Consider the following 26,638-nt stretch of genomic DNA (forward strand, 5'->3'; position numbering starts at 1 on the left):
ATCATACTCACCTCTTGTCATAGTGTTGCAATCTAATTAAGAATGCGATCATACTGATCCTTTTATTAGCGAAGGATTCAGGTTTTTTCATAAGCCGTGTTCAGTGCATAGTGCTGTTGATTTGGTTATCAACATTGTCCGATTATGGACTTTATCTAACGACATGCAGTTTTTGGCCAAGCATCTCCGGAGTTACCAAAACTACGCCTCCAGAACTAACGTGGTATTTTTCCCCATCTTCTGCCGTGCTTTCACCAATCACGGTACCTTCAGGCACTTCACAGCCTTTTTCGATGATGGCCTTGGTGATGCGGCAATGTCGGCCTATGACGGCATCCGGCAAGACAATGCTGTCTTGTACGGTCGAGAAGGAATTGACCCTAACATTTGAAAACAACAGGGAATGCCGCACTTTTGCGCCGGAAATCACACATCCGCCGGAAACTATTGAGTCGATAGCTTGCCCCCTCCTGTCGTCGTCATTAAAAACAAATTTTGCCGGCGGCGTTTGTTCCTGGTAAGTCCAGATAGGCCAAGTTGCGTCATATAAATTGAGTTCAGGATTTACTCCAATCAACTCCATGTTGGCAGACCAATACGCATCAATCGTCCCCACATCCCGCCAGTAACTCTGACCGCCCGTCTGTAAGTCCAGGAAAGGGTAAGCATTGACCAAGTATTTGTCGATAACCGAAGGGATAATGTCTTTGCCGAAATCGCGACTAGAGCCTTTGGTGTCAGCATCCTTGATTAATTGTTCGTACAGAAAATTGGCGTTAAAAATATAAATCCCCATGGAGGCCAAGGCAGTGTCTGTCCTTCCGGGCATAACTGGCGGATTTGCTGGTTTTTCCACGAAATATTTGACCCGGCGGTTATCGTCGACATCCATCACGCCAAAAGCGGTGGCTTCTTTCAACGACACCTCAATGCAACCTATGGTGAGATCAGCCTTTTTGTCGACATGGTCGGCCAGCATAGCTGCATAATCCATTTTGTAAATATGGTCGCCCGCTAACACCAGTATATGTTCGGGTTGGCGTGTCCGCAGGATGTCTATATTTTGAAAAACCGCATCCGCCGTACCTTTGTACCACGAATCTTCATCATGCCGTTGTTGGGCGGGAAAAAGTTCGATGTATTCACCGAATTCTCCGCGCAAAAAGCCCCAGCCTTGTTGGATATGGCGAATCAAGGAGTGGGCTTTATATTGGGTCAGGATCCCTATTTTCCGGATACCGGAATTGATACAGTTGGTGAGGGGGAAATCAATAATTCGGAACTTGCCGCCGAACGGTACGGCGGGCTTGGCCCGCCAATCAGTCATATTCATTAAGCGCGCGCCGCGACCGCCCGCTAGAATGAGTGCGATGGTATTTCTGGTAAGATGGCTAATATGAAGCTCTGGCATTATTTATTTCCAGGTAAGGTAAACGCAAAGTAAAAACTGACGCAATTACGGCTAGTATGGCTTTTTCGATTTTGTTGACACGGTTGATGAAGAGATGCCTATCCCTTCATCAACCCACGCGATAGGAAAACTGCGGCGAATTTTGAATAGGGTCAAAATCTGCGATTACAAATCGGAAGCCTACGAATTTCTTTTAACGTTCCAACTATTTTGCTGCCGCTTTTCCCTTTTGAACCTCAGCGGCCTTTTTCTCTTCAGCCTTTTTTTGTTTCTCCGCCGCCTTTTTCTCTTTCGCTGCCCTTTGTTCAGCAGCCTGTCCCGAAGCTATATTCCCAGAACCTCCGGCGGCCAATACAATTGCCGTATCTGCCTGGGTTAGTGCGGGAGATAAGGACCCAGATGTTACACAAAAACATAACGCCAATAGAATTTTTTTAGAATTGATATTCAACATAACCACCCTCTTTAAGTTTATGAAAATAACAAGATAACGCTAATGTTATTAAGGCATCCTGTTAGGCAATGTAACTTACTATCAAAAAATACAAAATTACCCCCTCGGGAAAATTTCATACCTTAACATTACATGTTGGTCAGTTTAAGGTGTTGATGGCAAGGTCGTTTTGATATAAATCACAAAACAACGAAAAATTAGAATCCTATTCCGCAGGGCAAACACGCGACAACCAGGGCATCTTCCAGAAGGGTTTCCCAGGCTCGGCAAGCTTTGCGTGATGCCGCCGAAATATATGGCGGAGCATCTTTATAAGCCAAGGGAAACAAGGCGTTGGTGGATAGGTACTAAACGCGACTTTAACGGATGAAACGGTATTTACTAAACTGGCATTCAATTTTTATTGGCTTGTTTATTAGTCCGAAGTAAGGTTAAAACCACCGCCTTTTAGGCGGTCAGAATTATCTATGATTTTTTGCCGTATGATATTGCCCTGAACTGAAAAGGGGAAGGGCTTATGGATTACCGTTATGGCAGCACTACGGTTTTTAAGATTCAATATCATTTTGTGTTTGTCACGAAATACCGTTACAAGGTGTTGAAAGGCGACGTTGGGCTGAAAGTCCGGGAACTGATCAGGCAGAAGTTCGATGAAATTGTTCGGGAGCTTCCCGGACTTGAAAAAACGCTATTGGGGTCGGCATTTCTGGGCGAGGGGTCACTTTTGCTTGACTTCGGGCGAATTGACCGAAGAAATGATAAAAAATTACCTGGAACATCATTTTGAACCCAAAGGTGATGACAATTTTAGGACAGAACCCTGAACGGGTCTTGTGACCCGTATCCGGACTTTAGTCCATTATACGAACCCTCCAGCTTTAGCTGGTGGTTGTTTAGTTTTCAGCCAAGTATCGTTCCTATTGATTCGGCGCTTTAATGTTTGAACCGTTCGTGCTGAGCGAATCGAAGCTCATAAGCCTTTCGACAGGTTCAAGGCGAACGGAAGTTAAAACTTCACAAGGCCGAATCAATAATATCCTGAATAATTACCTTTACTTAATGATCGACTTGGCTGACAATTCGATAAAAAAGGGGTCAAAAGATGATTTTGGGGGGAAAGATTTTATCTGACAGGGCTTTTATTTGCCGCGCTTACCGGGATAATGGTAATTTCGGAAGCCAGCAATGACTATTTAATACATGGCTATGGTGCCAGTAGCACGTTAATGGTTGGTGCAAACCCCGATTTTGTAGCCAAACCAAACCCGTTATGTGAGCCTAGCTACACGCACAGCATTGTCGACAGCAAGAACAAAATAGCAACGCTGTTTCCCAGCCTGAGCGCTCAAAGTTTTAAGATTCCCCATTTCTCTTACATCAAGCATTCATAGCAGATGCTTTTTTATTGCAATGGTGTAACGATGAGCTTGGATCAAACAGTAGGGCAAATTTTTTCCTGGACTTTACAACTAACTTCCCAAAAGGATTACCAAGAATTAACGTATTGTTTTTTGGGCATCCTAGCCGAAATACCCTGGATTGATAATGCGGTTGCTTATGAAATCTATAATCACGACAGGAAAAAACCAGGAGAATCAAGCGTTTTTCACGAGCGGTTATTCAGGCGATTTCCCGTGGATATAACCAGGAATGATCAAGACGACAATAACAACCTGGCTAACCTACTTGACCAAAACGCTGACTTGAATTTCAGCGCACCTTTTGAAACCGGTTTATACAGTTGGGTAATTTTCTCCATAAAAGGAGGTAGCGGCCCTGATCGTGCTATTTTTCTTGAGGGGAAGTTTGGATTGGATGGGCTGGATTTACTTAACAACCTGCGGTCTGCCTATCGAAACCTGGTGATCTTGCACGACGCCAAAGAACGGGACGCATTAACCAAATTGCCTAATCGGCAATCTTTAGAAGCCCGTTTATTGCAAGTTTGCGAGCTATACAGAAATTATCAAGCAATCGACATAAAAAAGGAACAAAGCTCTTGGCTTGCCATTTTGGATATAGATCATTTCAAGCGAATTAATGATAATTTCGGCCATTTGTATGGGGATGAGGTATTGCTAACCTTTAGCCAACTGATGGGGAAATGCTTTCGATACAATGATTTCCTATTCCGTTATGGTGGTGAAGAATTTGTAGTTATCCTGAATTTAATCAATCAAGACCATGCAATTGCCGCCTTTAACCGTTTCCGGGAAAAGGTTGCCAAACATATTTTTCCAACTGTTGGCCAAGTCACTGTGAGCATAGGTTTAATGCATCTCGACAGTATCTCCATGCCCACTACGCAATTGGACCATGCCGATAAAGCGCTTTATCACGCTAAAGAAACCGGCAGGAACAAGGTAATATTATATGAAGACATGCATGTTATTGGACACGACAAAAAACGCAGTGATATTGAATTGTTTTGAATATTAGGGCCTGTTGACAATTAAGTTTGAATTTTTATAAAAATAAAACAATTTTCTATTACCCATTATTTGCCTTGGGGTTTAGGCCCTTCTTTATGCTAGCCGGATTGTCAGGCTTAATTCTGATTCCGCTTTGGAACGCCATTTTAAAAGGTACTTTGGCAACCGAGAATTATTATACCTCGACCTACTGGCATGCCCATGAAATGCTGCTGGGCTATGGCGGGGCAGTCATTGCCGGTTTTTTGTTAACTGCGGTAAAAAACTGGACGGGCAAGCCCACGTTGACTGGGGACAAATTGGCGGGTTTATGTTTGTTATGGTTGTACGGACGTATCGTGCCATTTTATTCAGGCCTTTTGCCGGATATCCTGATTGCTCTCATTGATCTGGCTTTCTTACCGTTATTGGCGTACCACGTTACCAAGCCAATTGTAGAGACCAAACAATACCGGAATTTAATTTTTACCGGACTGTTGCTGTTGTTGACGTTAGGCAACATATTGGTTCATTGCGAAATGCTGGGGTTTAAGACAAATACAGCCTGGTTCGGACTGCAACTCATTGTGGACACTGTCATTGTCCTGATATTGGTGATGGCCGGGCGCGTCTTCCCTTTTTTTACCGAACGGGGTTTACCGGGGACACTGGCCATTCGAAATCCGCAACTGGATAACGGGTCTATCGCGTCCGCCATTCTGGTCTTCGGATTACAAATGCTTGGAGTTTCCGGAACGTTCTTAGCCTTATCGGCAGTGCTGGCTGTCATTATCAATAGCGCCAGGATTGCGGGATGGTATATCCAAAAAATCTGGTATGTTCCCCTGTTGTGGGTACTTTATGTCGGTTATGGTTGGATTATTTTCGGCTTTGCTTTGACCGCGCTGTCGGCATATTCAATGGTCCAACCCTCTTTGCCCTTACATGCGTTTACTTTAGGCGGCATCGGGACTTTAACGCTAGGGATGATGGCAAGGGTGGCGTTAGGCCATACCGGACGCGCACTACGGGCATCCAATGCCATTGCCGTAGCCTTTGTGTTGATAAATGTTGCGGTTTTTTTCAGGGTTGTGCTGCCGATAGCAATGCCCGACTGGTACCAAACCCTGATTTACGGTTCAACGCTCGCCTGGCTTGCGGCATTTTCACTGTTTATCTTTGTTTATGGGCCAATACTGACCGGCCAACGGATAGATGGGCAGGAAGGTTAAAGTTATGTAAACCTTTCATGGCTTTGCTTAAAATGCGAATTTAGCTTGCCGGGAAGTTAATTCATCAAAGTGTTTAGTATGGATACAAGATCTATTTACAGGATAGATACTGGTTAAATAAGACTTTTCTTGGTCGTTTCATACAATTGTCACATTTCTTAAATAACCTGTCTGAAACTTAAAAATAAATCGTTTCCAGAAAGATGACAGCGGCTCAAAATATCACGAATGACTCATATAAAGATGTCTTAAAACAAATCCTTACTGAAGTCACTGGCTTGCGCCAAGAGATTGAAGCCCTTTCAAACCAGCGTTTGCAAAAATACCATCAACATTTCCATTCCGGCTTTTTTTCCAAAAGCGCGTACAACCTGGCCCATTACCTAGCTATGCGCCAATTCGATCTGCGGCATTTGCAGGATCGCCTTGCCCAAGCCGGTTTGTCCTCTTTGGGGCGGGCGGAAGCATCGGTCTTATCAACGTTTGATGCACTGATTGATATACTGTTACGCGCCACAAACAAAAACTATCAGCCGGGTGAAAAAAGCCCAAACGAGTACGGACTTAATCGTGGGCAACAACTTTTAGAGCAGCATACGATAGAGTTGTTTGGCCCTTTTCATGACTATAGTAAAGCGCATGTCATGGTAACTTTAGGGACTGACGCATCCTGGGATTATGGCCTAGTCAATGCCTTGCTCAAAAAAGGCATGACCTGTGCGCGCATCAATTGCGCCCATGATGCCCCTTCGGTGTGGCAGGGAATGATTAACAATATTCGCAGGGCCGAGACCGAAACAGGCCGTACCTGCCGTATTTTGATGGATCTGGCAGGCCACAAGATTCGGACAGGGGGCATCGCATTGGAACCGCCCGTCCATCATATAAAGGTAAAAAAAGATCGTGCGGGCAAAACCGTTGCCTCAGGCTATCTGATTTTAACCGTTGATCCAGAAAATTCACCAACAGATATGTCCTTATTCAGAATCTCCATCCCCAAGGAGCTGCATAAGAAATTGGCTCCCGGCATGTTCTTGGAGTTTATCGATAACCAGGAAAAACAACGTTACCTAAAGGTGGAAAAAGCGCTTTCCAGTTCGGATTGGCTGGTCAGTTGTGATAAATCTGCTTATCTTGCCCCAGCTTGTCAACTAAGGCTGCTCACGGCTGAGAAAAAGAACGGCAAAAAAAATGCCGACACTTACACGTTGGGAAAATTTGATGGTGTACCCTTAGATATTCGTTTGACGAAAGATGAGTTGTTATTATTGACAGCAGACCATTTTGTGGGAAAACCGGCCGAATATTCTGCTAGCGGTGTCTTGATTCATCCGGCGCATATTGGATGCACCCTATCCAAGGTCATATCCAAGATTAAAGTCGGCCAACCTGTTTGGATTGATGACGGTAAATTGGGGGCCGTTGTAGAAAAAATCACCGATCAAGGAGCCCTACTACGCATCACTGAGGCTAAACCGGAAGGTGTGCGAATCCAAAGCGATAAAGGGATCAACTTTCCTGAGACCGATCTTGACTTGCCGCCTTTAAGTGAAAAAGATTTGACAGACCTCGACTTTGTTTGCGTACACGCCGATTTGGTCGGTTTTTCATTTGTTGAAACACTTGCTGATATGGAATGTTTGATGGCGGAGTTGGTAAAAAGAAATGCATCGGAACTGCCCATCATTGCTAAGATAGAAACTAACAAAGCCGTAAAAAATCTTCCTGATATTATACTGGGGACTATTGGTCGACATAACCTAGGCATCATGATTGCCCGAGGTGATTTAGCCGTCGAATTGGGCAGTGCCAGACTCGCTGAAATTCAGGAAGAACTGCTGTGGCTATGTGAAGCAGCGCATGTGCCGGTTATATGGGCAACTCAGGTGTTGGAATCGATTGCCAAAAAAGGCGTTCGGTCAAGACCAGAATTTACCGATGCGGCGATGGCCGTGCGAGCAGAATGCGTCATGCTAAACAAGGGCCCCTATATCCTTGATGCAATCGAAGCGTTGGTCAACGTCATGATCCGGATGCACGAACACCAAAGGAAAAAGTTTTCCCGGTTGCGGGCGTTACAGTGGTAAACAAATAGAATTTATGCCCCATAAAACAGCCATCAATTAAGTATTGAGAATCCCTATAAAACCACTTTTCCGCTGGTAGAAGGTGTTTTTTGAATTTTTAGAGACCCTGTTATGACGTGCATTGTGTCGGTTTTATGGCATTTTTTGTTCATACCAACGCTTAATCCCTCCACTGCCACGAACGTTTATTTTTTTGATTTGAATGAGATGTACCATGAGTAAACTTTTTAAGTATGGAAAATTTTCGACCATATCGATCATGCCGCAAACCGAAAAACTGAAAAACTACGATGACTGCAAAAAAAAGATCATTGAAGACTTAAAAAGGCATATTGAGATCATTGAAGATCCCTGCAAACTCATAGTGGATGGCGAGAATAAAGATCCTCCCTCTGTTTTAGGGCTTTCATTTGTCGCAGATGATTTGAGCATTATCGAGTTAACCCTGAGATGTAAAAGAAAACTGTTTGATTTTGGAAATAAGGGTGAGAAATATTTCAAATTTGTCGTGCCTATTGAAAGTAGGGATGAAGCCACCGTTAAGGTCATTAGAATTAGCTTGCTAAACGAACTCATTAAAAAAGTTGAAGACGATGAATATAAGACACTCATCAAAACGTATTTACGAAATCATTAATCCCTACGCCAACCCAGTTTTTTAAGGAGGCTTTGCGATGCAAGCCTTCATACCCAATTAGATTGCTATGATCAAAGAGGTATTCCCCTTTCCCTGAGCCTGAAAATAACTTTACCCATTAGTCCACCCTGTTGGTGATTTAATATGTCTACGCCACGATATTTCCCGCCCGAACTCATCCAAAAACTGGATGGGCTACCCGAGCTAGCCCTGGACTGTAATTACTCCTGGAGTCATCGTGCCGACGAAATTTGGCATGAACTGGATAGTAGCTTATACCAACAAACCCATAATCCCTGGCTGGTATTACAGGCGGCTTCCAGTTCCCGCCTTGAAGGGCTGGCAAACGATGAAATATTCTGTCGCAAACTAAAGGATATTGTTTCTGAGCAGAGGCAATCGCTTGCTGAAAAACGCTGGTTTCAGACAGAACTTCAGCAATCAACGCAGATGCAGCAAGTTGCCTATTTCAGCATGGAGTTCGGCCTCAGCGAAGCCTTGCCTATTTATTCAGGTGGACTGGGGTTGCTTGCCGGCGATCACCTAAAAGCGTCGAACGACCTTGGGCTGCCTTTGGTGGGTGTTGGCCTGCTTTACCAAAACGGCTATTTCCGACAAGCCTTCGATCATGACGGCAATCAAATCGCGCTTTATCCTGCCTGCGATACCGGCGACCTGCCCATTTGCCCGGTACGCAATGATAAAGGTGAATGGTTACGCCTACAGCTACACACGCCGACAAAATTATGGGTTAGGGTCTGGCAGGCGCAAATTGGGCGCATCAAACTTTTTTTACTGGACACTAATGATCCGGTCAACCATCCCGTTGACCGTTGCATTACTACCGAGCTATACGGCGGCGGCCTGGAGCATCGTTTATCGCAGGAAATACTCCTGGGCATTGGGGGCTGGCGCGTTTTGCAGGCGATGGGGATAACGCCCGATGTTTGCCATCTCAATGAGGGTCATGCGGCGTTCTTGGTGTTGGAGCGTGCCAGGGATTTAATGGCCGAAAATGACCTCGATTTTAAAACGGCTTTGGCCATCACCCGAGCGGGCAACCTGTTTACCACGCATACGCCGGTTGAAGCGGGTTTTGACCAGTTTAGCCCGCACTTGATTCGTAAACAACTTGGGCTTTACGCACAAAAACTGGGTATAACGATTGAAACACTGCTGGATCTCGGCCGGAATCCCCATTCAACAGAGCCCGATTTGCCTTTCAATATGGCTTATCTTGCCATTAACGGCAGCGCCAGCATCAATGGCGTAAGCCGACTGCATGGGGAAGTTAGCAGGCGTATTTTCAGTCCACTATTCCCCAGCTGGTCAAAATATGAAACACCGGTTTCCCATGTCACCAATGGCGTTCATGTCCCTGCCTGGGACTCGATGGAAGCGGATGAACTTTGGACTCATTTGTGCGGGAAGAACCGCTGGTCTTGTGATCACGGCAATTTGCCCGAACAATTCAATCGAGTCACCGATGAAACGCTTTGGAACCTGCGCGCCAAAAATCGTACCCGACTGGTTAAGTTTGTCAGGGATGAATATGCCAGGGAACTGAATGTACATACCAATATTCCAGAATCCGAACAGCAAGACCTGATACAGCGGCTGTTTGATCCTAATGTCATGACTATCGGTTTTGCACGTCGATTTGCAACGTACAAGCGACCCAATTTGTTGTTGACCGACCCAGATCGCCTAGTCGCCCTACTAACCAACCCTGAACGGCCTGTGCAATTGGTCGTTTCAGGAAAAGCGCACCCCGCCGATATGCCAGGACAGGCGCTTATAAAAGCTTGGCATCATTTTATGCGTCGACCAGAAATACGGGAACGCACTATTTTCCTGAGCGACTACGATATGATTACTGCTGAATATCTGGTGCAAGGCGTCGACCTCTGGATTAATACTCCGCTCAGGCCTTGGGAAGCGTGTGGAACCAGCGGCATGAAAATCCTGGTGAATGGCGGCTTGAACCTGTCCGAGTTGGACGGCTGGTGGGCTGAAGCCTATCGCCCAGAAGTCGGTTGGTCATTGAATGGGCTGGAGTCCCAACATACCGATGCCGAACAGGCTGAAACACTGTATCGACTCCTTGAAAACGATTGTGTGCCTACATTTTACAATCGGGATGGCGCGGGTATTCCAAGGCGCTGGTTGGGTATGATGCGTGAAAGCATGGCTAAACTGACACCTTATTTCTCGGCCAACCGAATGGTGCGCGATTATACCAGCCGTTATTACCTGCCTTTGGCGGCCAGTTATCGTAAACGCGTCAAAGATAACGCCGAATTGGGGCATAAACTGGTCCGTTGGTTAAAGCACATCGATGAATTCTGGCCCAAAATCCATGTCGACAATGTGGTGGCAGAACACCAGGATAACCAATACCTGTTCAGGATGCACGTTTACCTGGGCGAATTGACTGCCGAAGATGTCCGCGTTGAACTGTTTGCAGAAGCCCCGCAAGAGGCTAGCTTTAGTGTCCAGCCCATGGACATCGAACAAGCACTAGCGGGAGCAGTCAATGGGTTCATCTACACTACACGTATCCCAGCAACAAGGCCTATCACGGATTACACGCCGCGAATAAGGCCTTTCAATCCAGATTGCTTTTTACCTTTGGAAGCATCATATATTTTCTGGGTTAACATGTTAAATTGCATGTTTTCCATTTCGTGTGACAACTGCGAGCAATGAATCGGTATTAATTCACCTCAAGCTTAGTAAAACTTAACTTCTTTTTGTTGTAGTTTTATCTACCATAAAGATGAGCCTGACAGTCAGGGGAGAAACGGCACTAGGAAATTTTTATCCCACCTTTGCCTGTTTTCAGTATTGAGGTTAGCTCATTATTCAGTGTCGATGGGAGTATTACTCATTGTCCTACCTTAAACTTTATGTGCCTATCTGGTACAGGGGGTTGATATGATTATCTTACAGTTATTCTTTCATGCCATGATGGCAGTCTTCCAATTTGTTTCCTTTTTAGTGATTGCTTTCGTTGCAAGTAATATCTTTAAATCTGGCTCTTGAAATGGCCGTTAAATTTGACACTGTGTAGATGGCGAGCATGGTGATCAGGCCAACTTAATTGCGGCGCTTTATGTCGAAAGGCAAAAGTCAACCATATCACGTTTAAGCTGTTATGGCGTTTGGCGTTAGTTTTTTATGCCATCAACTTAAAAAATTTTTCGGCGCGCCGCATATCGGGCAATCCCAATCATCAGGAATATCTTCCCAACTATTAGCGTACATTAATTAACGTCATGTGATGGCGCAAAAAGGTATACTCCATAAATTACCTTTGATCTTTTGAGTCAATTGGGCTATACCCTAACGTGAAAACAATCAAATAGTTGGGAAAGCTATATCAACAATAAACGCAGTATGACTAATACTAAATGAGGAGCGAACAATGGCTGATTTACTACTTGCAGGGCCGATATTACGGCGGGTAACAACCGAACTGGTTTGTGTTTGGTTGGCTACCGACAAAAAGCTGTCATTTAAACTGACAATCTTACAAGGCACTGAACCTAATCCTATCGGTATCAGTGATATAACAAAGATAGACCTACAGCGCTATCAGCTAGGTAAAAACCTGTTTGTTTATTTATTGCAAGCTCAGCCCACAACGGATAATAAAACATTTCCCTTAGATACCCTATTATCTTACCGGCTAGACCAAGTAAGTGATGATGGCAGCAAAGATACTGCAATCAACCTTAAAGCCCTCAAGCTAACCTATGGCAAAGATTCCAATCCCACATTTTTTATCCCAACGCACCTTAAACGCTTGCTGCATGGCAGTTGCCGTAAGCCGCATGGCTTGGTAACCGGCAATAAGGATAACTTTGATGCCTTAAGCCTCGGTGACACGGAAATAGCAAGCAATCCCACTGATGACCTTGAAAATCGACCCGCCCTGCTGTTGCTGACGGGCGACCAAATTTATGCAGATGACGTAGCCAATCCGATTTTTGCGATGATTAAGCAAAAAACGGTTGAATTGCTGGGCTTTCAAGAAATGTTACCGAAAAAAGAAGGGGAGAAGTTCGATCCATCGACTGTTCCGGTCGGCGGCAGGGAAACTTTATCCAAGGATATTGCAGGATTTAGCTCAGGCGAAACGAAAAATCATTTATTTACCTTTGCCGAATTTGCGGCAATGTATGTGTATGTTTTCGGGAATGCCCGTAATTGGCAACTGGAGCTTTTGCCTGAACATGATGCCAATCTTCGCTCGGCCTTGGAAGAATTCCATAAAACCCTGCCTAAAGTCAGGCGGTTACTGGCTAACATACCGACGTACATGATTTTTGATGACCATGACGTAACAGATGATTGGAATATTACCGGCGGTTGGTATGACAAAGTGCGCGACTCCCCATTGGGACATCGGGTTGTTTCGAACGCCCTGGCGGCTTATTGGGCATTTCAAGGCTGGGGCAATGAACCGGAAAACTTTGATTACGATATGGTGCATTCGATAGTTGACTTTCTGGAAAAAGCGCAACCTTCTGATAATTTAGAACGGCAATATGACCTGACCACTTGGAAACACAGAGGCTGGGGATATTCTGTGCCTACCAACCCGCCCATTATATTGATTGACTCCCGCACCCAACGGCAACCCGATGGCAATTTTTACCCTACCCAATTATTGGATCGATACGCCCTTGATTGGTTAAGGATGGAGTGGAATAAAATAAAAGTTGCAAAAGAAAAAGACATCGCCAAGGGAATTATTAAGTCCCTCCCAGAATGGCCAATTTTTGTGGCGACGACACCCGTCATGGGTTTTGCTCCCGTTGAAGGTTTGCAACAACTTGGCTTATGGGCTGTTGGTGCATTTGAAGATACCCTGGTTGTCCGTTATACCGAAAAATTGTTTCGCGCAGAAGGTGTAGTCACTGGCAGTATAATTAACGCCTTAGATGTTGAGTCCTGGTTTTCCAACCGTGATGGCTTCGGTAATTTCATGAACTGTCTATTGCATCGTATGGCGATTAACCAATGCATCTTTTTATCGGGAGATGTCCATTATTCTTTTACGGCACATGCACATTTCGATAGCCAGGGTGAAAAATTGCATTGTTGGCAGTTGACCAGTTCCTCGCTTTGCAATCGCCCAAACGACCAACAGGCCAATATTATCAGCAAGATAGCAACAGAAAAAGGTCGCGCGAGCCATAATAACCAATGGGCTTATAACAACAACCAACGCTGGAAAACTGAAATTCAGTATATTACGGAAGCAGGTACAGAAAATTCACGCCTTACCTCCCAATGTAATATTGGTTTGGTGGAATTTAATGAAGGCAAGCCTGTTAAACACACTTTACTCAGCAAAGGAGGCCCCATCGTATTTTTGTTGAATTCCGATAAAGCTGGCATTGCCCCTGTCGGTGCGTAAGGAAAACCCTGAATAGGCCTGTGAATGGCGACCCTGGGTTCAGGTCGTCATCAGCCATTTTAAAACCTTTATCTGATTACGTAGAACCCACAGCCCATTTTGAAGGCAAAGACGGAAATACAAGTCTTTGAAAAAAGGAGGGCGAGGCATGGCGACAAACGTGGGCACGGCAGCAAAAACAAGACACCGTTTGTTGCGGCCATGGCGACCACGGAAACGGGACAACCAGTTCGGATGAAAACGCACGACGTAAATTCTAGCAAGAGAATGTGAGGCCATCATATTTAATTAGTGACCCGCATCTAGGATTATTGTTTCGACTCAGCTACAAGTCAATATGCTTGTTCATGAACCCGCTTCGTGAGAGCACGATCCAACGGTTGTTCAAACCGGCACAGGGATTGAACGGCTGGCCAGAACCTGATCCTTTTCAACCGTGGTTGGAAGGCGCTCCAAGCTTTTGGCTTAGGCCTTATTGGCTTTCCACTCCCCGACAGTCCGGTATACAATCCCGCTTGAAACTTGACATGACTCAACAAGGCTAAAAGAGCTTGAATGCCAAATAATTGGATCAAATCCCAATGAAACTTGGTTTTTCACTTTTTTGGCCAGGGTGACGTGCGGCTTAAAGGGACGTTCATCGATCGGGATGCCTAGCCCTCTTGCCAGCTTTGATAAAACTTCCACGAAGGATTCAATCTCTGGGCTAGGGTTGGTTGTGGTCAGGCATAAAATGCCGGGTTTTTTCCAGAAACTGAGCTTGTCAAAACATAGCGTCATCCTTGGCGCTTGCACAGCGGCAAGCGCTTGTTTAAATCTCTCCTCTTTATCGGGATCGATATTGCCCAAAAATAACAGGGTAACATGGATGTTGGCGGCCTGGACTGAATGGGCTTGCTCGGGCACAACAGCATTGGCTATTTTTACGCATTGCTGCCGGGTGCATTCGTCTGGCCAAATCGCAAAAAACAAACGTTTCATTAATAATTACGTTAAAAGGCTGTCTTTCCTGCCCAACCGAACCGGAATATGGATATGGGAGCGGTATGGCTTTTTTTACGACAGCTTGATTATCAGTCCGGCTTTACTGCCTGATTGTTCAACCTGGTATTCGGAAGACATGCAACATGGCAAAGAATTCAAAAACAGGATGGTGATTGCCAACCCTTTTCTAGTTGAAAATTAAGGCTTCCTGATAATCTGAGATTGTCCTTGGCGTGGAATAACCGTGCTTCTCTTTACCAGAATTTCGGTCATTGTGCTTTTTGGTCCTTACCGAAGGCGAAAGTCCGACCCTAATGCGACAGCGATAGAATTGTCATTATTTTTCCTAACCAGACAGACCGATTTCAGGTTTGATTACTTTGGCATTGGTAGCCGATAGTTTCGTCACAAGGCATTCATACATCGTTTCATCCTTATAGGTTCCGATAATGGCCCCTCCGGATCCGGTAAAGTTAGCGCTTGCGCCTACACTTCTAGCAGCTTCTACCATGCCTAGATTTCCTTCGCTGATTTTCAAGATACTTCTTCTTAAGTCAAAATTGCGGTTAAGAAGTACGCCGATCTCAGTTCCCCGATGTGCTTCAAGTAACCTCCTTACTTGTACAGTCAATTCAGCACATTCCGCCAACGCATTTAGCACTTCCCTATCACTATGATTGAAACGTTCCCGAAGGTTATTGTGCGTGATTTCTGAACCCTCAGCTAAGTTAGTGCTGTATGCAATATACAGGTTTGGCAATAAATTTACATCCAGGGGTTCATAGGTTCCGTATCCCCGTTTTTCCATCAAGGCCTTATCGAAATCCATATAGACCAGTCCTTGAAATACCTGGACCACCCGATCTTGCAGTCCTGCTTCGATTTGCAGCTCATCTTTTTCAGCCGATAAAATGAGATTCGCCAATTGCGGTTTGGGGATTGAAACCCCATAAAACTGCATAAGCCCATTCATGCAAGCGGTAATGATTGCACTTGATCCGGCCAACCCTAAACCGTACGGTATCGTTGTATCGTAACGGAGAGTAAAATTTCGTTTATCGATAGTTATCGATTCAATTTTGCAGTATTCAAAAAATCGCTTGATTGCCGCCTTAACAAGGCGAACGCCACCATAATAGCCGTACTTCCTAACATCCTCAACCAATTGATCAATAGATGCAAATACGGGCTTATCCCGTTCATTAGGAAGAATCTCCAATTTAGTCGATTCCCAAAGCGTAACTTCAGCGCGAAAGTTAGTAAAAACAAACGCGATCGTTTTGCCGAAATAACCGTCAGAGGGGTTTCCGACAAGTGCGGCACGCGGATAAGAACGGGTTACGATATTCACAGTTAATTTTTTGTCGATCTTAGGGGACTTAATGCTTTACTAATATGGGATTAATTAATTTCGGGCATTTTTGAATCTACACCAAACCGATACCTTGTCGAGACGAATCAAGGCAGCCCCATAAATCGAGGCTTACACCATTAATAGCCGGCTGCATGGGATCGTCGACCAACAACCGGGAATGACTCAGGCCTGCCGGCCTAGGGTTCGCTTCCAAAAAAACAGGCCGTATCTTGCCGTGTAAGTCATGGTCGAGCAGGACATCGAGTCCAATTAACATCAATCCCATAAACAGGCTTGCAGCACGTTCGGTTTGCTCGCGTATACGGCTCCAGTCGTTTGGATCAAGGCGGAACGGTTGGTTCCCGAAAGCAGGTCCGCAGGATAAACTAGAAAGGGCCATATCAACAGGAATGATGCGCCCGCCTTGGCCACAGGCGGCAGGGGATTGTTCGTCCTGGCCTAGTTGCGCATAACCAGATTCCAAGCGGTGACCACCAACTCGATTAGTGGTTAAATTAAAGCGCAATGCCAAGCTGTGACATTTTCCGGAAACAGGGTCCCGAAAAAGTACCCCATCACGGCGTTGTTGGGCGATGGCTTTCCCCTGTTCCCAGCAGCGTTCCAAATGGTGCTGTAATGCTATTCTGGCCTGAGGATGGCTACGTTGGAAGAAAGCTACAAGCTCCCCTTCGGTGGCCCCATTTGGCTTGACCACAATTTCTTCAAAGCTATCAAGGAAGTGAAATGCCTTCGCCAAATTCCCTGGTGATATTTCTTGATAAGCGGGCACTTCCAAACCTAGGGCAGACCACTCAGCTAACGTTTCAGCCTTGTCGTCAGCCAGCATGGACACCTTGGACGGATTTACCTGGAGACAGTTAATGCGCTCCGAAATGGCTTGGTGTTTTTCCTGTTCTTGGCGACCTAGACAGAGAAAATTAACGCTATCGGGCACTATTGGAAGTTCCACATCGGTTTCTACGAGCCTGCCTTTATCGAAATCCAAATAAAGAATGCGCGTGAGTTTTCCATCCGTCGTTAACCAGTCAGTGTGGACTCCCAGGACATTGGTTTGCTGATTTCCATAGTTCTCCGAATCATGTACATAGGCATCGACAGCCAGGGGATAGAATTCGTTCGTAAAAAAAACGGGCGATGCGAATAGCACCGCATGATTCCTGGCACCCGGCAGAATTGCCGACAAATCGTGCTGAATTGTGCTGTCGAATTTAATGCATAGTTCCGGCGCCAAAGGTTCACTGAGCACAGCTTCCATGGCAACATCGATCAGTCGTTGACGGTAATACAGGGAAACCGACAAAATACGGTTAACGGCATCCCATGGAATTCCAGTTAAAACCTTAAGCCCCTCTCCAATCCTTATTGCATGCTGTGCGTCTGTAAGGAGCGCTTCTAACCGCCGGCGCAGTGCGACCGATGTATCGGACTGTTTTCGTACTCGCCAAGCACGCACTTCACCGTATTCTAGTCCTTCCAATAGGAGAAATTTCAAGAAGACACTGGTTTCTTCCTGGTTAAAGGGAGAGCCAACACTTATTCCAAGTGCTTTCCATGTTTGCAAACAGGCGTTCTGAATTTGGTTGTGATTAGGAAAGGAAAGCATTTTTTCCCTTGAGCGCTATAAGGTACTCCTCACCGGCACGGTTTAAATCTTTCAAGACAATACGGGCGTTTTCGCCGATGCGATCCCAGTTTGGGCCCCTGCCCTCCATTTTAGCTTGTTCCAGTTCGTGAAACTCCTCGCGCAACGCCACTCGATCCCACAAACCAACGCCAATATTGGGTTCGATGAGCACAACACGCCAATCTTTAATGGTTCCCTCAAAACGACGACTGCCCTTTTGCAATATGAATCGCGAACCTAACCGGCAGCCATATTCATCAAAAAGTGGTTCGACCTCAGCCAGCCTTCCTTCTTGTTCGAACACCGGGACAATAAGGAAGTCCAGCATCAAATAGCGGGGCATGCCGTATGAAATTCCCATCAGGTCGTTGCCTATATCGCGACCGGTTTCATTTTTATAGATTGCAGAACTGCGCGTTTCATATGACGACATAGCTTCCATTACGTTACGACCCGCTTCGGTTAGTTTGTCGATTATTGCTTGACAATATTCGGGTCGAATGTATTTCGGCAGCAATTGTTCAAGTGTGCCGCCCCTGCCCACATTGGTAATCAATTGCTTGCTGTTGAGGGTAATCCAGTGAGAAAAATGCCATTTTTTTTGTTGATCCGGTTCGTCTGGATTGTCCATGGAGACAATAATGCGGTGTGAGCCAAATATAGGCGTGTATGGCTTTCGTTGTCGATTGACAGGGCTTCCCCATTCGACAATTTGTCGGTGTACAAAACAGTGCATGAATTCTTCGGTAGCCCAATGTTCGGGTGAACTCAGGATAACCTCTTGTATACAGGCATGGTGTTTGAGTGATATCTGATAGATGAATTCGACTGCTTGCCCCATTTTTTCCTGGTCGAGACTACCGTCCGTTCGGCTCAACATGAAGGCCTGGGCATTACGCCCTCCTGATTCGGCGGCATCCTTGACCATGACCAAAGGATGCCGCTGGGCAAAATCGATCAGCCCCGGATAAGCTGTATCATCTAACCCATATAGTATCCAATTCTTGATTATCGACTTCTCTGGACTGCGAGCCGTAAAATCAGTAAGCCAGTCGATTTCATCTGGCATTTCCACGCCGGAATTGCGGAAGATGTCGCCATTCTTGGCTTTGTCGTAGGTCGTCCAGGTATGAAAAAGTGATTGCACCGTATACGGTAGTCCGCAGGCTTCAAGTTTTCCCTGGTCGTAAACCGGGTCGCCGTGAAAAGGATAAACTAGCGCAGCAAGGATAGGACGGGTAAATCGTGCCGCCACCCGGATGCCCTTGGGATGCAATCGTTGAGCTTGAGCGGCGGCATCTTGTTGGGAGTAGCCCTTGTGCTCAACCAGAGCTTTCTGATAGGTAGCGGCATCCAGATATAAGTGGCCGCTGTGGACAAGGGCGACAGGGCGAGGGGATTCTAGCTTTTCATAAATATCTATTTTTCGTGTGATGATAAGGTTGCCGCCCCGCCGCCCCTCTTTTTCCAGTTGCCGCGCTAAGGCTGGGCCTTCCCTTAGCGCCCGTGAAAAATGGGTGCGCCCAACGGGAGCTGCAATCACATGGTTGACTCTTGTGCATTCGCGGATAAGGTTTGGGTCGAATTCTGAAAAAACTTCCGGGAGGGGGAAGCCGTCATTTCGTATAAAAGCGATTTCGCGCAGTTGACCATAAGCCCTCCACATTTTTTCCGCATTGCCATCGGCTTCAGCACCAATGCCTTCCATTTCCATACCATCCAAGTAATTCCCCAAGAGCATATCCTGCTCCGGTTTTTTCATCGCCCTTATTCCCGTGTAATTGCCGATCAAGAAACGCAAATAACGGTAAAGCCACCCGTGATGTTCAACAGCGAGCTGGTACAACGCTTCACCACGGTATTCGGAGAAACCGGTGCCACGGCTATAAATCCACGGACGGTATTCATAGGAGTGGTCATTGAGGGTTTTGGCGAAAAAACCGGACAGTGTACGCCAAAGGCTCATGTCATCCATTTCAATAGAAACTTGCTCGGTAAATTCTATAGTGCTATCGATAGCCAAAATGATATAAAAAAGTTCAGCCCCTTGGGCAATCCTACGAAGACTCTTTTGCTTTGCGTAGGCATCAATTTTTCCCTGTTGGGCACTTTCATATATGGATTGGGCCAATCGACCGAAATCACCTATGTCCTCGTAGCCCCCGGCGATAATATTGTAAACCTGCTCGTCAATTCGATGCCCTGAGAATAATTGTTCGAGGCGCGAAATGATACCTTGCCTTTCCCCAGGGAATTCCTCATGTTGCAAATCCTTGACCAACGCTATGAGTGCATTGCGGGTGTGACCGAGGAAAGCCCCAAAACTTTCCTCGGTCACAGGACGGTCACCGGCACCAAGAGCCTGTTTGGCATTCTGGTAACATTCCAAAAACCCACAATCAGCGGTTGATGGTACTTTGGCGAACCCGATCTTTCGCTGGTTGAGGGAACGCGCCTTGGCAATGCGCTCCGCCAACTGATGCCGCGTTTCCAGGGCAACGGTTGCCCGATCTTCCATCGCCTTGTTTGAGCTTTCGACCCCCTTCTCCTGTCGAAATTCCGCCGCTATTGGCCGATGGTCTATCGGTAAGAACAGGCTAATAAGGTCATCGTCAAAATGGCCCACTTGGCCGCCTACACAAGCGATGCCGGAGGAAAATGATTCCACTGCCGCGCGAATTTCTTCCTTTGTGACACCGACGAACAGGTAAATCCCACCCAAAGCCAGAAATTCGGCAAAACCCAGGTTCTCGAGCTTTAATCCGCCGCCAATGCGATTCAATGCTTCACTAAGCAATTGGTCGCGCTTATGGCTACGGCCAAAACGGTTTAGTTTATCGGATTCGGTTAAAGCCGACTGGATCTCATGGGCTTGATGGATCTCGCCCACGATGTGTTCGTAGACTTGAGAAGCCTTCTTGAAGTCATGGTTAATTAAACCCTGCCATAGCCGTTCGGCCCTTCGCCGCTGACGCCGCATATCCGTTCTCCAGGCTTCGACGGTCTCTTGACCCAAGCCCACACTCAGATAAACCGGCTCTCGCCCTATGCGTTCCCCTGCCGCGAACCATAGCATAACATCACTTCGATTCATGGCTCGATGCCGGGCGCCAGACGCACCATCGACGATGGTCAAAGCGCTATTCGGGTTACCTTCCATCATCAAGTTGCAGAGTTTGGGTGGGTTGGCTAACAGTTCGAGCAGCCCTTGGTGAGGAATGCCCGTATCGATCAGGTCTACGCCCTGAACGGCGTCCTCGTAGTGCCGCTCAGGGCCGAATGTCGCCAACACGAGGGTATGGAGATGCCCCCCAAGGCATTGCTGTAGTTCTGTTTTGACCCATGGATCAAGCGTGACACGATGATCCCACTGATTAAGGCGTGCCCCCCAAGTCCGAAGGTTGGCTTCGATTTCCTTGGTAGTCAACCCAAGCCTTAGCAACTCCTGACGGGTTTCATCTGCAACGGCCTGTAACCGAGTATCGCTGGTATAATTCAGCAGATCCTGTATGGACAGGCCTGTGGGTGCAACCATGCGTATCTCTGCAGGGTGTTCGCAAGGTGGGAATAGCTTTTGCATTTGTTCAACGGTAGCTTGGTCATTCGGGTTGACAGGCATTATTTCCCCAAGACGGCCAACCCAACCCCGGCGCTGCAATTCAGCGAACCCCTGGTTCATTAGGACGGCAACAGCCTGGCCTTGCAAGTCAAGTGCATTCAGCAGATGGTCGCCTGTGCCGGTAAGAATCTCAAACTTCCGAAGGCCGACGGCAAAGCGGGCATCCTGGGTGTCGGGTTTATATTCGACGGTTAGTACGAGTACGCAATTTTCAATTGCAATGGGTAATTGGGGATGCCGTCGGGCGGCTTCTGCTATCCCCTGACGAATTAGCCAAGACTTAAAAAATGGCATGAAACGGTTGACCTGTTCGCCACCGGTGACCATCTTGTGTAGACCCCAGCCTGCTGCCAAACTTGAAGCAACCCGATAGGGGTCACGCAGTTCCGGTTGTCCAAGATTCTCTAGAACGTGAGCGATACGGGTAACCTGGAATACGGGTAACCCACGGCTCACAGTGAAGAAAGGATTCAAACAATCTTGTCGTTGCAATTGCTCGGCTGCCCATCCCTCCCATTCTAGCTGGCTGGAAAATTCGGGCCTGCGGTCGAGCAAAAGATTGGCTAAAGCGATAACCGTTAGATGATGGGCTTCGGGTACGCCTATCTGCCTTAGCTTTTCGGCTCGGTTTAAGGTCAGCACGAACTCTAGGAAGAGACCATCTTTTGGGACACAATATCCGCCATAACCCTCACCTGCGGGGTGAATCAGGCGGTCACGCCGCTTATTCATAAGGTCAGCCATCGCCTCGAAATCGCCATGCCGGGAAGCGGTAACCATCAAGCTCAGGGCATTAGAAAACCCGAAATGGGATACCATCGAGGCATTTTCACCTGTTTTCAAGATTTCAGGTTCGGTAAGGCTTTCGAAAACACGGACGTCTTTGTTGATCAGGCTGTATATCTGGCGTCCTGCCTGGGCAGCTGCGCAGTCGGCGCCACCTACCCATTGCGACCAAGTTTCTACTGACTCGCGCTCCCGTTTCCCCAGATCTACTCGGCTAGGCGTATAAATGAGATGGTAACGTTTACCCCCACCGCTAGCCTTGAAATAATAGAGAGGATGTAAACTAAGGTGGTTCAATCCCTGCTCGGTAATAACCTGTTTGCGGGCAGTGGTTTTGCCGAGTTGCAGATAGCGCCTCAGATATTTTTCGCAGCACTCTTTTAGGCATAATTCGGGATGTTCGACATCAAAAGCCTCTAACACCTTATGACGGGCAGAGAAACGCGTGTAGGCTTGCAGGTCTTCCCTATAATATTCGTCTTCCAATACGAAATGGCGCAAAGCTTCCTTGAGGTCTTGTCCCGAATGATTGCAGTTCTCCTCGATCATTTTTCTGTTAAGTGCCTCAGCATTGCGCTCGATCACCTTTGCTAACGCGGCTTCCTGCAGGGTTTGAGCATGCTGGATCGCATATTCCCCTACCGCATTGGGATCGTCACAAGCTTCGGCCCTTCCGCGACCCTGCTTCATCTCCTCGAATTCAAGCAAGGCACCCAGACAAGACAACTCTTCCTGAACCACCCGATTCCTATTGATCAGTCGCAGCACAGCGGCATTTTGCGAAATCTGCTCGTGCGCAACCATTTCCTCGACTTCTATCCAGATCCCCAACTCGCGGATTACTTTCTCACCTAAGCTTAGGATGCGAACGCTGAAAAATTCTTCGCGCCCAGCTATTTCATCATGTAACCCCAGGTCTTCGGCGATGTTGAAGAGTGCCATGGATTCTTCCAGCCATGTCCGGATGTAGCCCTCGGTCATGCCTGCCGATTGTGTGGTTAGGATGTGCAAGGTTGGAAGGGTGCGGCGTGGCTGTCGCGCATGTTTTCTTAGGCGAACAAGCTCAAGGTCAAAATCCCTGCTGAAACCGTGCCCTAGAAATAGCTGCCGGACTGATTCAGTCCAGGATGCCGTAATACGTCGATGTTCTTTAACCTGCAGAAAGAGTACGTTGTTCAATAGAATTTGCTGCATAGCCTGGAAAGGTGAAACTTCCTCGGCTTCGACCACTTTCTGGATATGGTCAACCTGCTGACGGTAAATTTCGCCGAATAGCACAGCCAAAGCGGCAATTTCGTTAGCATCGGTCTTTTGGCTTTGGCACTGACGCTGCCCTTCTTCGTCAAGACCTGGAAATTCCGTAGCGGCCATGCATTCCCGAGCCAAACCCAGGAGTTCACTGTCATGGACATGGCGAAGGTTGCGTGCCCACAAATCTGCCATTTCCTCTCGAAAGGAAGCTTCCATACCGGCGATGTCTATGATTGTGCGGGTGGTTTCCTGCCCATCCCGAACCAGGACTTCTTCTTTAATGAAAAGGGGTATAGCTTCGATCCAGTGATCGGCCACTTCCAACCAGCCATAGTCCGGACTACTGTAAATATGGTCGCCAGCAAGCCTAACCAGTTTTCGCAAATTGTCGGCTTTGCCTGGATAAGGCTCTTCGAATTCATTGATCTTGATCAGCAGATGCGATCCGGTAGGCGATGGCCGTTGGCTGATCACGACGTAAGCGGCGTGTCGCTTCGATGCATGAAGGAATTCCTGGCGCATACGTTCTATCAGCCCCAGGCGTTTCCCAGTCAATGCCATGATAAGCTCGTGCGACGCAAGAGGTATTGACTGCCCGGCAAGCGCATCGTTGAAATTCTCTAATCGTGTGCGTGACAGGGCGAGTGCATTCAATAAGGCCTTATTTTGCTCATCGAGCACAGCCTCTTCAAAGCGTTCGCAGGCACCCTCCAATTGGATAAGTGAAACCTCGGTTAGACTGTTGAGCATCAGATGCAATAGCCCTGCACTGGGCTGCAAGTTCGGCGTATCCTCCGTCAGTGAAGACAACTCGGCAGCCAGTCCACGCCAAGACAAAGCCGGTTGCAACAGGACTGCGTCGGCGAACAGGGTCGCTTGGTTGTGAAATGCGCGGCTCATTCGCCCAAAGACCAATTGTTGCCGAGTTTCGAGGACTTCATTGGAAATGCGTTCGATATTCTGCCGTTCGAGCTTTCGGTCATAACTACGCAGCATGTGGTAAAGCCGGGAGCGCTGTTCGTCTATGTCGGCTACTTCATGTAGAATATCGATTGCAGTCTGGCGGGGATAAGGCAGATCGATACGATCCTGTCCCAGCAACCAAGTAATCTGCTGATCCCGCCATATTGCTTGAGAAGGTTTTTCTGTAGGGCTAGGCGAATCAAATACGGCACGCTTTAGAAAAAGGGATAACAAATTGCCGCTGTCAAGTATCGGCCCTTCCAACACCCTATGTAGGTTTGCGCGTTCGGTTTGCGAGAAGGATGCATAAAAATCGAGAACTTTGGACATAGCCTGGCGCTGGCTACAACCCAGATAGTTTAGGAGCAGGTATAAATGCCCCAACATTAACAGCGTTATGAAGCCCTGCTGATCGTCGCTGTTGAGTGCAGTCAACTTAGAAGGTGAGTTTGCCTGAGAAAAACCGAGCGGAAGAACCACATCGCAGGCAACAGAACAAACAGCTGCTTCGATATCCAGGTCAAGAAGGCATTCATGACCATCCATGAATACGATAGCCAACTCGCGGTCAGCTAACCCTTGCATTACATCCCTGAACGAAGTATCGCTTTCGAGACGAGAAAGCATCCGTTTAAGGGCGATTTCGCATAGATACCCGGTAAGTAAAACCTTCTGGTCAGTATTGTCATTGACGATGACTTGTGCATCCACCCAGGCATTTTGTCCGAATCGAACCATGCCTTTGCCAACAACGTTGCCGTGACCACGACGGCCACCCCATATCCCAGTTTCCGGATTAAAACTTTCTACTAAACGCAGTGGAAAGCTGATTTTACTCATCTTAAATGAGCCAAATAAATGTGAAGGACAGTTAGGCTGGGGTGATTCATATCTACGTAAGCTATTTATCTATCCAATTCGGTAAGAGATTTAGTGATCGGTGATCAAGATAGTTGCATTCTATAAAGACCGATAATGGGTAAGGCTCAGCCTATTAAGTTGAGGAGATCAAGAAGATGGACAGGGCACTATGTCAGCTACGAAGTCCTGAATATTTTTTAAAGGTTTTAACCTATTTCGTATTAAAAAACAAAATTTTTGTTAAGTTCCGGAATCGTGATTTACCTCGACATAGAGTTTTCACGCTTGTATGGTTTTTTGACCTGTTATTATCTTTTGGGCAACCAGCACCAATCCAAATTCTTTCGCATTCGGTGTGGAGAATTAGTATTGAAAAATTCCTTGAACCCTATTTGTTAACCCCGTAATATTTTATAACTCGTTAAGAAACTATTTTTACCGCTAGGCGGAACTTGAACAAGATCGAAAGCAATATTGCCAGTTTCAACACAGACAAAGCGCTGGTAATCCTGTGCATCGAGGTCAATGATGGCTTTTTGCCAGGGATTCCAGACGACACCGGTTCGACAGTTTTCAGACACAATTTCTATCCGGCGGTTATTTGTCGGGTCGTTTAAGGTTAAATGATTGCGAATATCTTCATAGATGCGGTCAACTTCCTCGCCGATCATTACTATGCCGGTTTGCATTTTTTTCTTGCCCTGGTCTAATTTGTCGAAATAAGCACAGCCTTCTAAACCCAACACCTGTACCCGATTAATGTCCCCTACGTTAAAGTAAGTGTGAAAGGCTTGGGTGATCGAAAAAGGCTGCTCACCGGTATTTTCTGTAATCAGTTTTATGCTTAGGGTACTGGCAATGCTAAATTCAAGCGTAAGGGTGAAAGGCTGCTTCCAGGTTTTTTCTTTTTTGTGGTTTTCAGTAAATCGCAGGCTTATCTTGGTTTCCGTATCGGTCGTCGTGGTGGCTGTTACTGTCCAAAGATTATTGCGTACGAAACCATGGTTAGGCCGCTGTAACCCTTTAGGGTCGGGGCCGAACCAAGGCCAACACACAGGAATGCCACCACGGATTGCTTCGCCATCGTTATATATGGCTTTTTTGCTGAGGAACAGCATGTCGTCCTTTTCATCAGCAGGTTTGAACGACAGGATTTGCCCGCCGTATAGCGAGATCAAAGCGGAAGCGCTTTGGTTTTGTATGTGAATAAAAGGAAATCCGCCGTTACCGGTTTCAAAGCTAACTCGATCCTGAATACCATAACTAATGTTAAGCTGGTCGATATCCATACACCATCCTCATGTTTGCCTCTAAGATAAAACAACACTTCAGTCCTAAATCAAAAGGAGGATACTCCTAGATATTGCTGAAGAGGAGTTGAATTAACCGAATAAACTTGTTCAGTAACCGCCTATATCATTCATTTTCTACATTTCGATCCTGAATATACCGCAAAATGTAGTGCATAGCAGCAGAGGGAAGTAGGATATGCGTTCACTACATCCCTCCTAAGCT

The 26,638-nt window shown here is 46.6% G+C and carries 14 protein-coding genes and 1 pseudogene; 7 read left to right on the forward strand and 8 right to left on the reverse strand.

Translation table 11 applies throughout. From position 1 onward, the window contains the following. Positions 1 to 151: 151 nt before the first annotated feature. Both glgC and MGMO_RS18000 read right to left on the reverse strand, forming a co-directional pair. On the reverse strand, positions 152 to 1,411 hold the full coding sequence (gene glgC, locus MGMO_RS17995; protein ID WP_023496519.1) for a glucose-1-phosphate adenylyltransferase: 1,260 nt from the start codon (positions 1,409 to 1,411) through the stop codon (positions 152 to 154). A 205-nt stretch (positions 1,412 to 1,616) separates the two neighbouring features. Further along, positions 1,617 to 1,865, reverse strand: a complete 249-nt coding sequence (locus MGMO_RS18000) for a hypothetical protein (protein WP_023496520.1) — start codon at positions 1,863 to 1,865, stop codon at positions 1,617 to 1,619. Positions 1,866 to 2,382: 517 nt separating this feature from the next. Between MGMO_RS18000 and MGMO_RS18005 the strand changes: the two are divergent. The 6 genes and pseudogenes from MGMO_RS18005 to glgP all read left to right on the forward strand — a co-directional run bounded on the left by MGMO_RS18005 (position 2,383) and on the right by glgP (position 10,941). Continuing rightward, positions 2,383 to 2,689 (forward strand): annotated as a pseudogene (locus tag MGMO_RS18005) (transposase). 597 nt (positions 2,690 to 3,286) lie between these two features. Then, entirely contained in the window at positions 3,287 to 4,297 is a 1,011-nt protein-coding gene (locus MGMO_RS18020; RefSeq protein ID WP_036308825.1) for a GGDEF domain-containing protein, read from the forward strand. 26 nt (positions 4,298 to 4,323) lie between these two features. Beyond that, positions 4,324 to 5,508 carry an NnrS family protein gene (locus MGMO_RS18025; RefSeq protein WP_036308828.1) on the forward strand — a complete coding sequence of 395 codons (1,185 nt, stop codon included), beginning with the start codon at positions 4,324 to 4,326 and terminating at the stop codon, positions 5,506 to 5,508. Positions 5,509 to 5,711: 203 nt separating this feature from the next. After that, a complete protein-coding gene (locus MGMO_RS18030; RefSeq protein WP_023496526.1) occupies positions 5,712 to 7,595 on the forward strand; it encodes a pyruvate kinase in 1,884 nt (627 codons plus the stop codon). Positions 7,596 to 7,854: 259 nt separating this feature from the next. Then, positions 7,855 to 8,232 carry a hypothetical protein gene (locus tag MGMO_RS18035; RefSeq protein ID WP_036308830.1) on the forward strand — a complete coding sequence of 126 codons (378 nt, stop codon included), beginning with the start codon at positions 7,855 to 7,857 and terminating at the stop codon, positions 8,230 to 8,232. Positions 8,233 to 8,376: 144 nt separating this feature from the next. Further along, a complete protein-coding gene (glgP, locus tag MGMO_RS18040) occupies positions 8,377 to 10,941 on the forward strand; it encodes an alpha-glucan family phosphorylase (RefSeq protein ID WP_023496528.1) in 2,565 nt (854 codons plus the stop codon). A 477-nt stretch (positions 10,942 to 11,418) separates the two neighbouring features. Here glgP and MGMO_RS21205 read toward each other — a convergent pair whose 3' ends face one another. Continuing rightward, positions 11,419 to 11,499, reverse strand: a complete 81-nt coding sequence (locus MGMO_RS21205) for a rubredoxin (RefSeq protein ID WP_152976406.1) — start codon at positions 11,497 to 11,499, stop codon at positions 11,419 to 11,421. 160 nt (positions 11,500 to 11,659) lie between these two features. On the opposite strand from MGMO_RS21205, the gene MGMO_RS18045 reads away from it, so the two are divergent. Beyond that, positions 11,660 to 13,660 (forward strand): alkaline phosphatase D family protein, encoded by a 2,001-nt coding sequence (locus tag MGMO_RS18045; RefSeq protein ID WP_023496530.1) that lies wholly within the window; start codon positions 11,660 to 11,662, stop codon positions 13,658 to 13,660. A gap of 465 nt (positions 13,661 to 14,125) precedes the next feature. Here MGMO_RS18045 and thpR read toward each other — a convergent pair whose 3' ends face one another. The 5 genes from thpR to MGMO_RS18070 all read right to left on the reverse strand — a co-directional run bounded on the left by thpR (position 14,126) and on the right by MGMO_RS18070 (position 26,412). Beyond that, positions 14,126 to 14,641: an RNA 2',3'-cyclic phosphodiesterase gene (thpR, locus tag MGMO_RS18050; RefSeq protein WP_023496531.1), complete on the reverse strand. Its 516-nt coding sequence runs from the start codon at positions 14,639 to 14,641 to the stop codon at positions 14,126 to 14,128. 349 nt (positions 14,642 to 14,990) lie between these two features. After that, on the reverse strand, positions 14,991 to 15,995 hold the full coding sequence (locus MGMO_RS18055) for a mevalonate kinase family protein (protein WP_023496532.1): 1,005 nt from the start codon (positions 15,993 to 15,995) through the stop codon (positions 14,991 to 14,993). Between the two features lie 76 nt (positions 15,996 to 16,071). After that, on the reverse strand, positions 16,072 to 17,511 hold the full coding sequence (locus MGMO_RS18060; RefSeq protein ID WP_152976405.1) for a hypothetical protein: 1,440 nt from the start codon (positions 17,509 to 17,511) through the stop codon (positions 16,072 to 16,074). Positions 17,512 to 17,605: 94 nt separating this feature from the next. Further along, complete coding sequence (locus MGMO_RS18065) at positions 17,606 to 25,102, reverse strand: Rossmann-fold NAD(P)-binding domain-containing protein (RefSeq protein ID WP_023496534.1); 7,497 nt, start codon at positions 25,100 to 25,102, stop codon at positions 17,606 to 17,608. A gap of 416 nt (positions 25,103 to 25,518) precedes the next feature. Next, entirely contained in the window at positions 25,519 to 26,412 is an 894-nt protein-coding gene (locus MGMO_RS18070) for a D-hexose-6-phosphate mutarotase (RefSeq protein ID WP_023496536.1), read from the reverse strand. Positions 26,413 to 26,638: the final 226 nt, after the last annotated feature.

Source organism: Methyloglobulus morosus KoM1 (genome assembly GCF_000496735.2).
Taxonomy (GTDB): Bacteria; Pseudomonadota; Gammaproteobacteria; order Methylococcales; family Methylomonadaceae; genus Methyloglobulus; species Methyloglobulus morosus.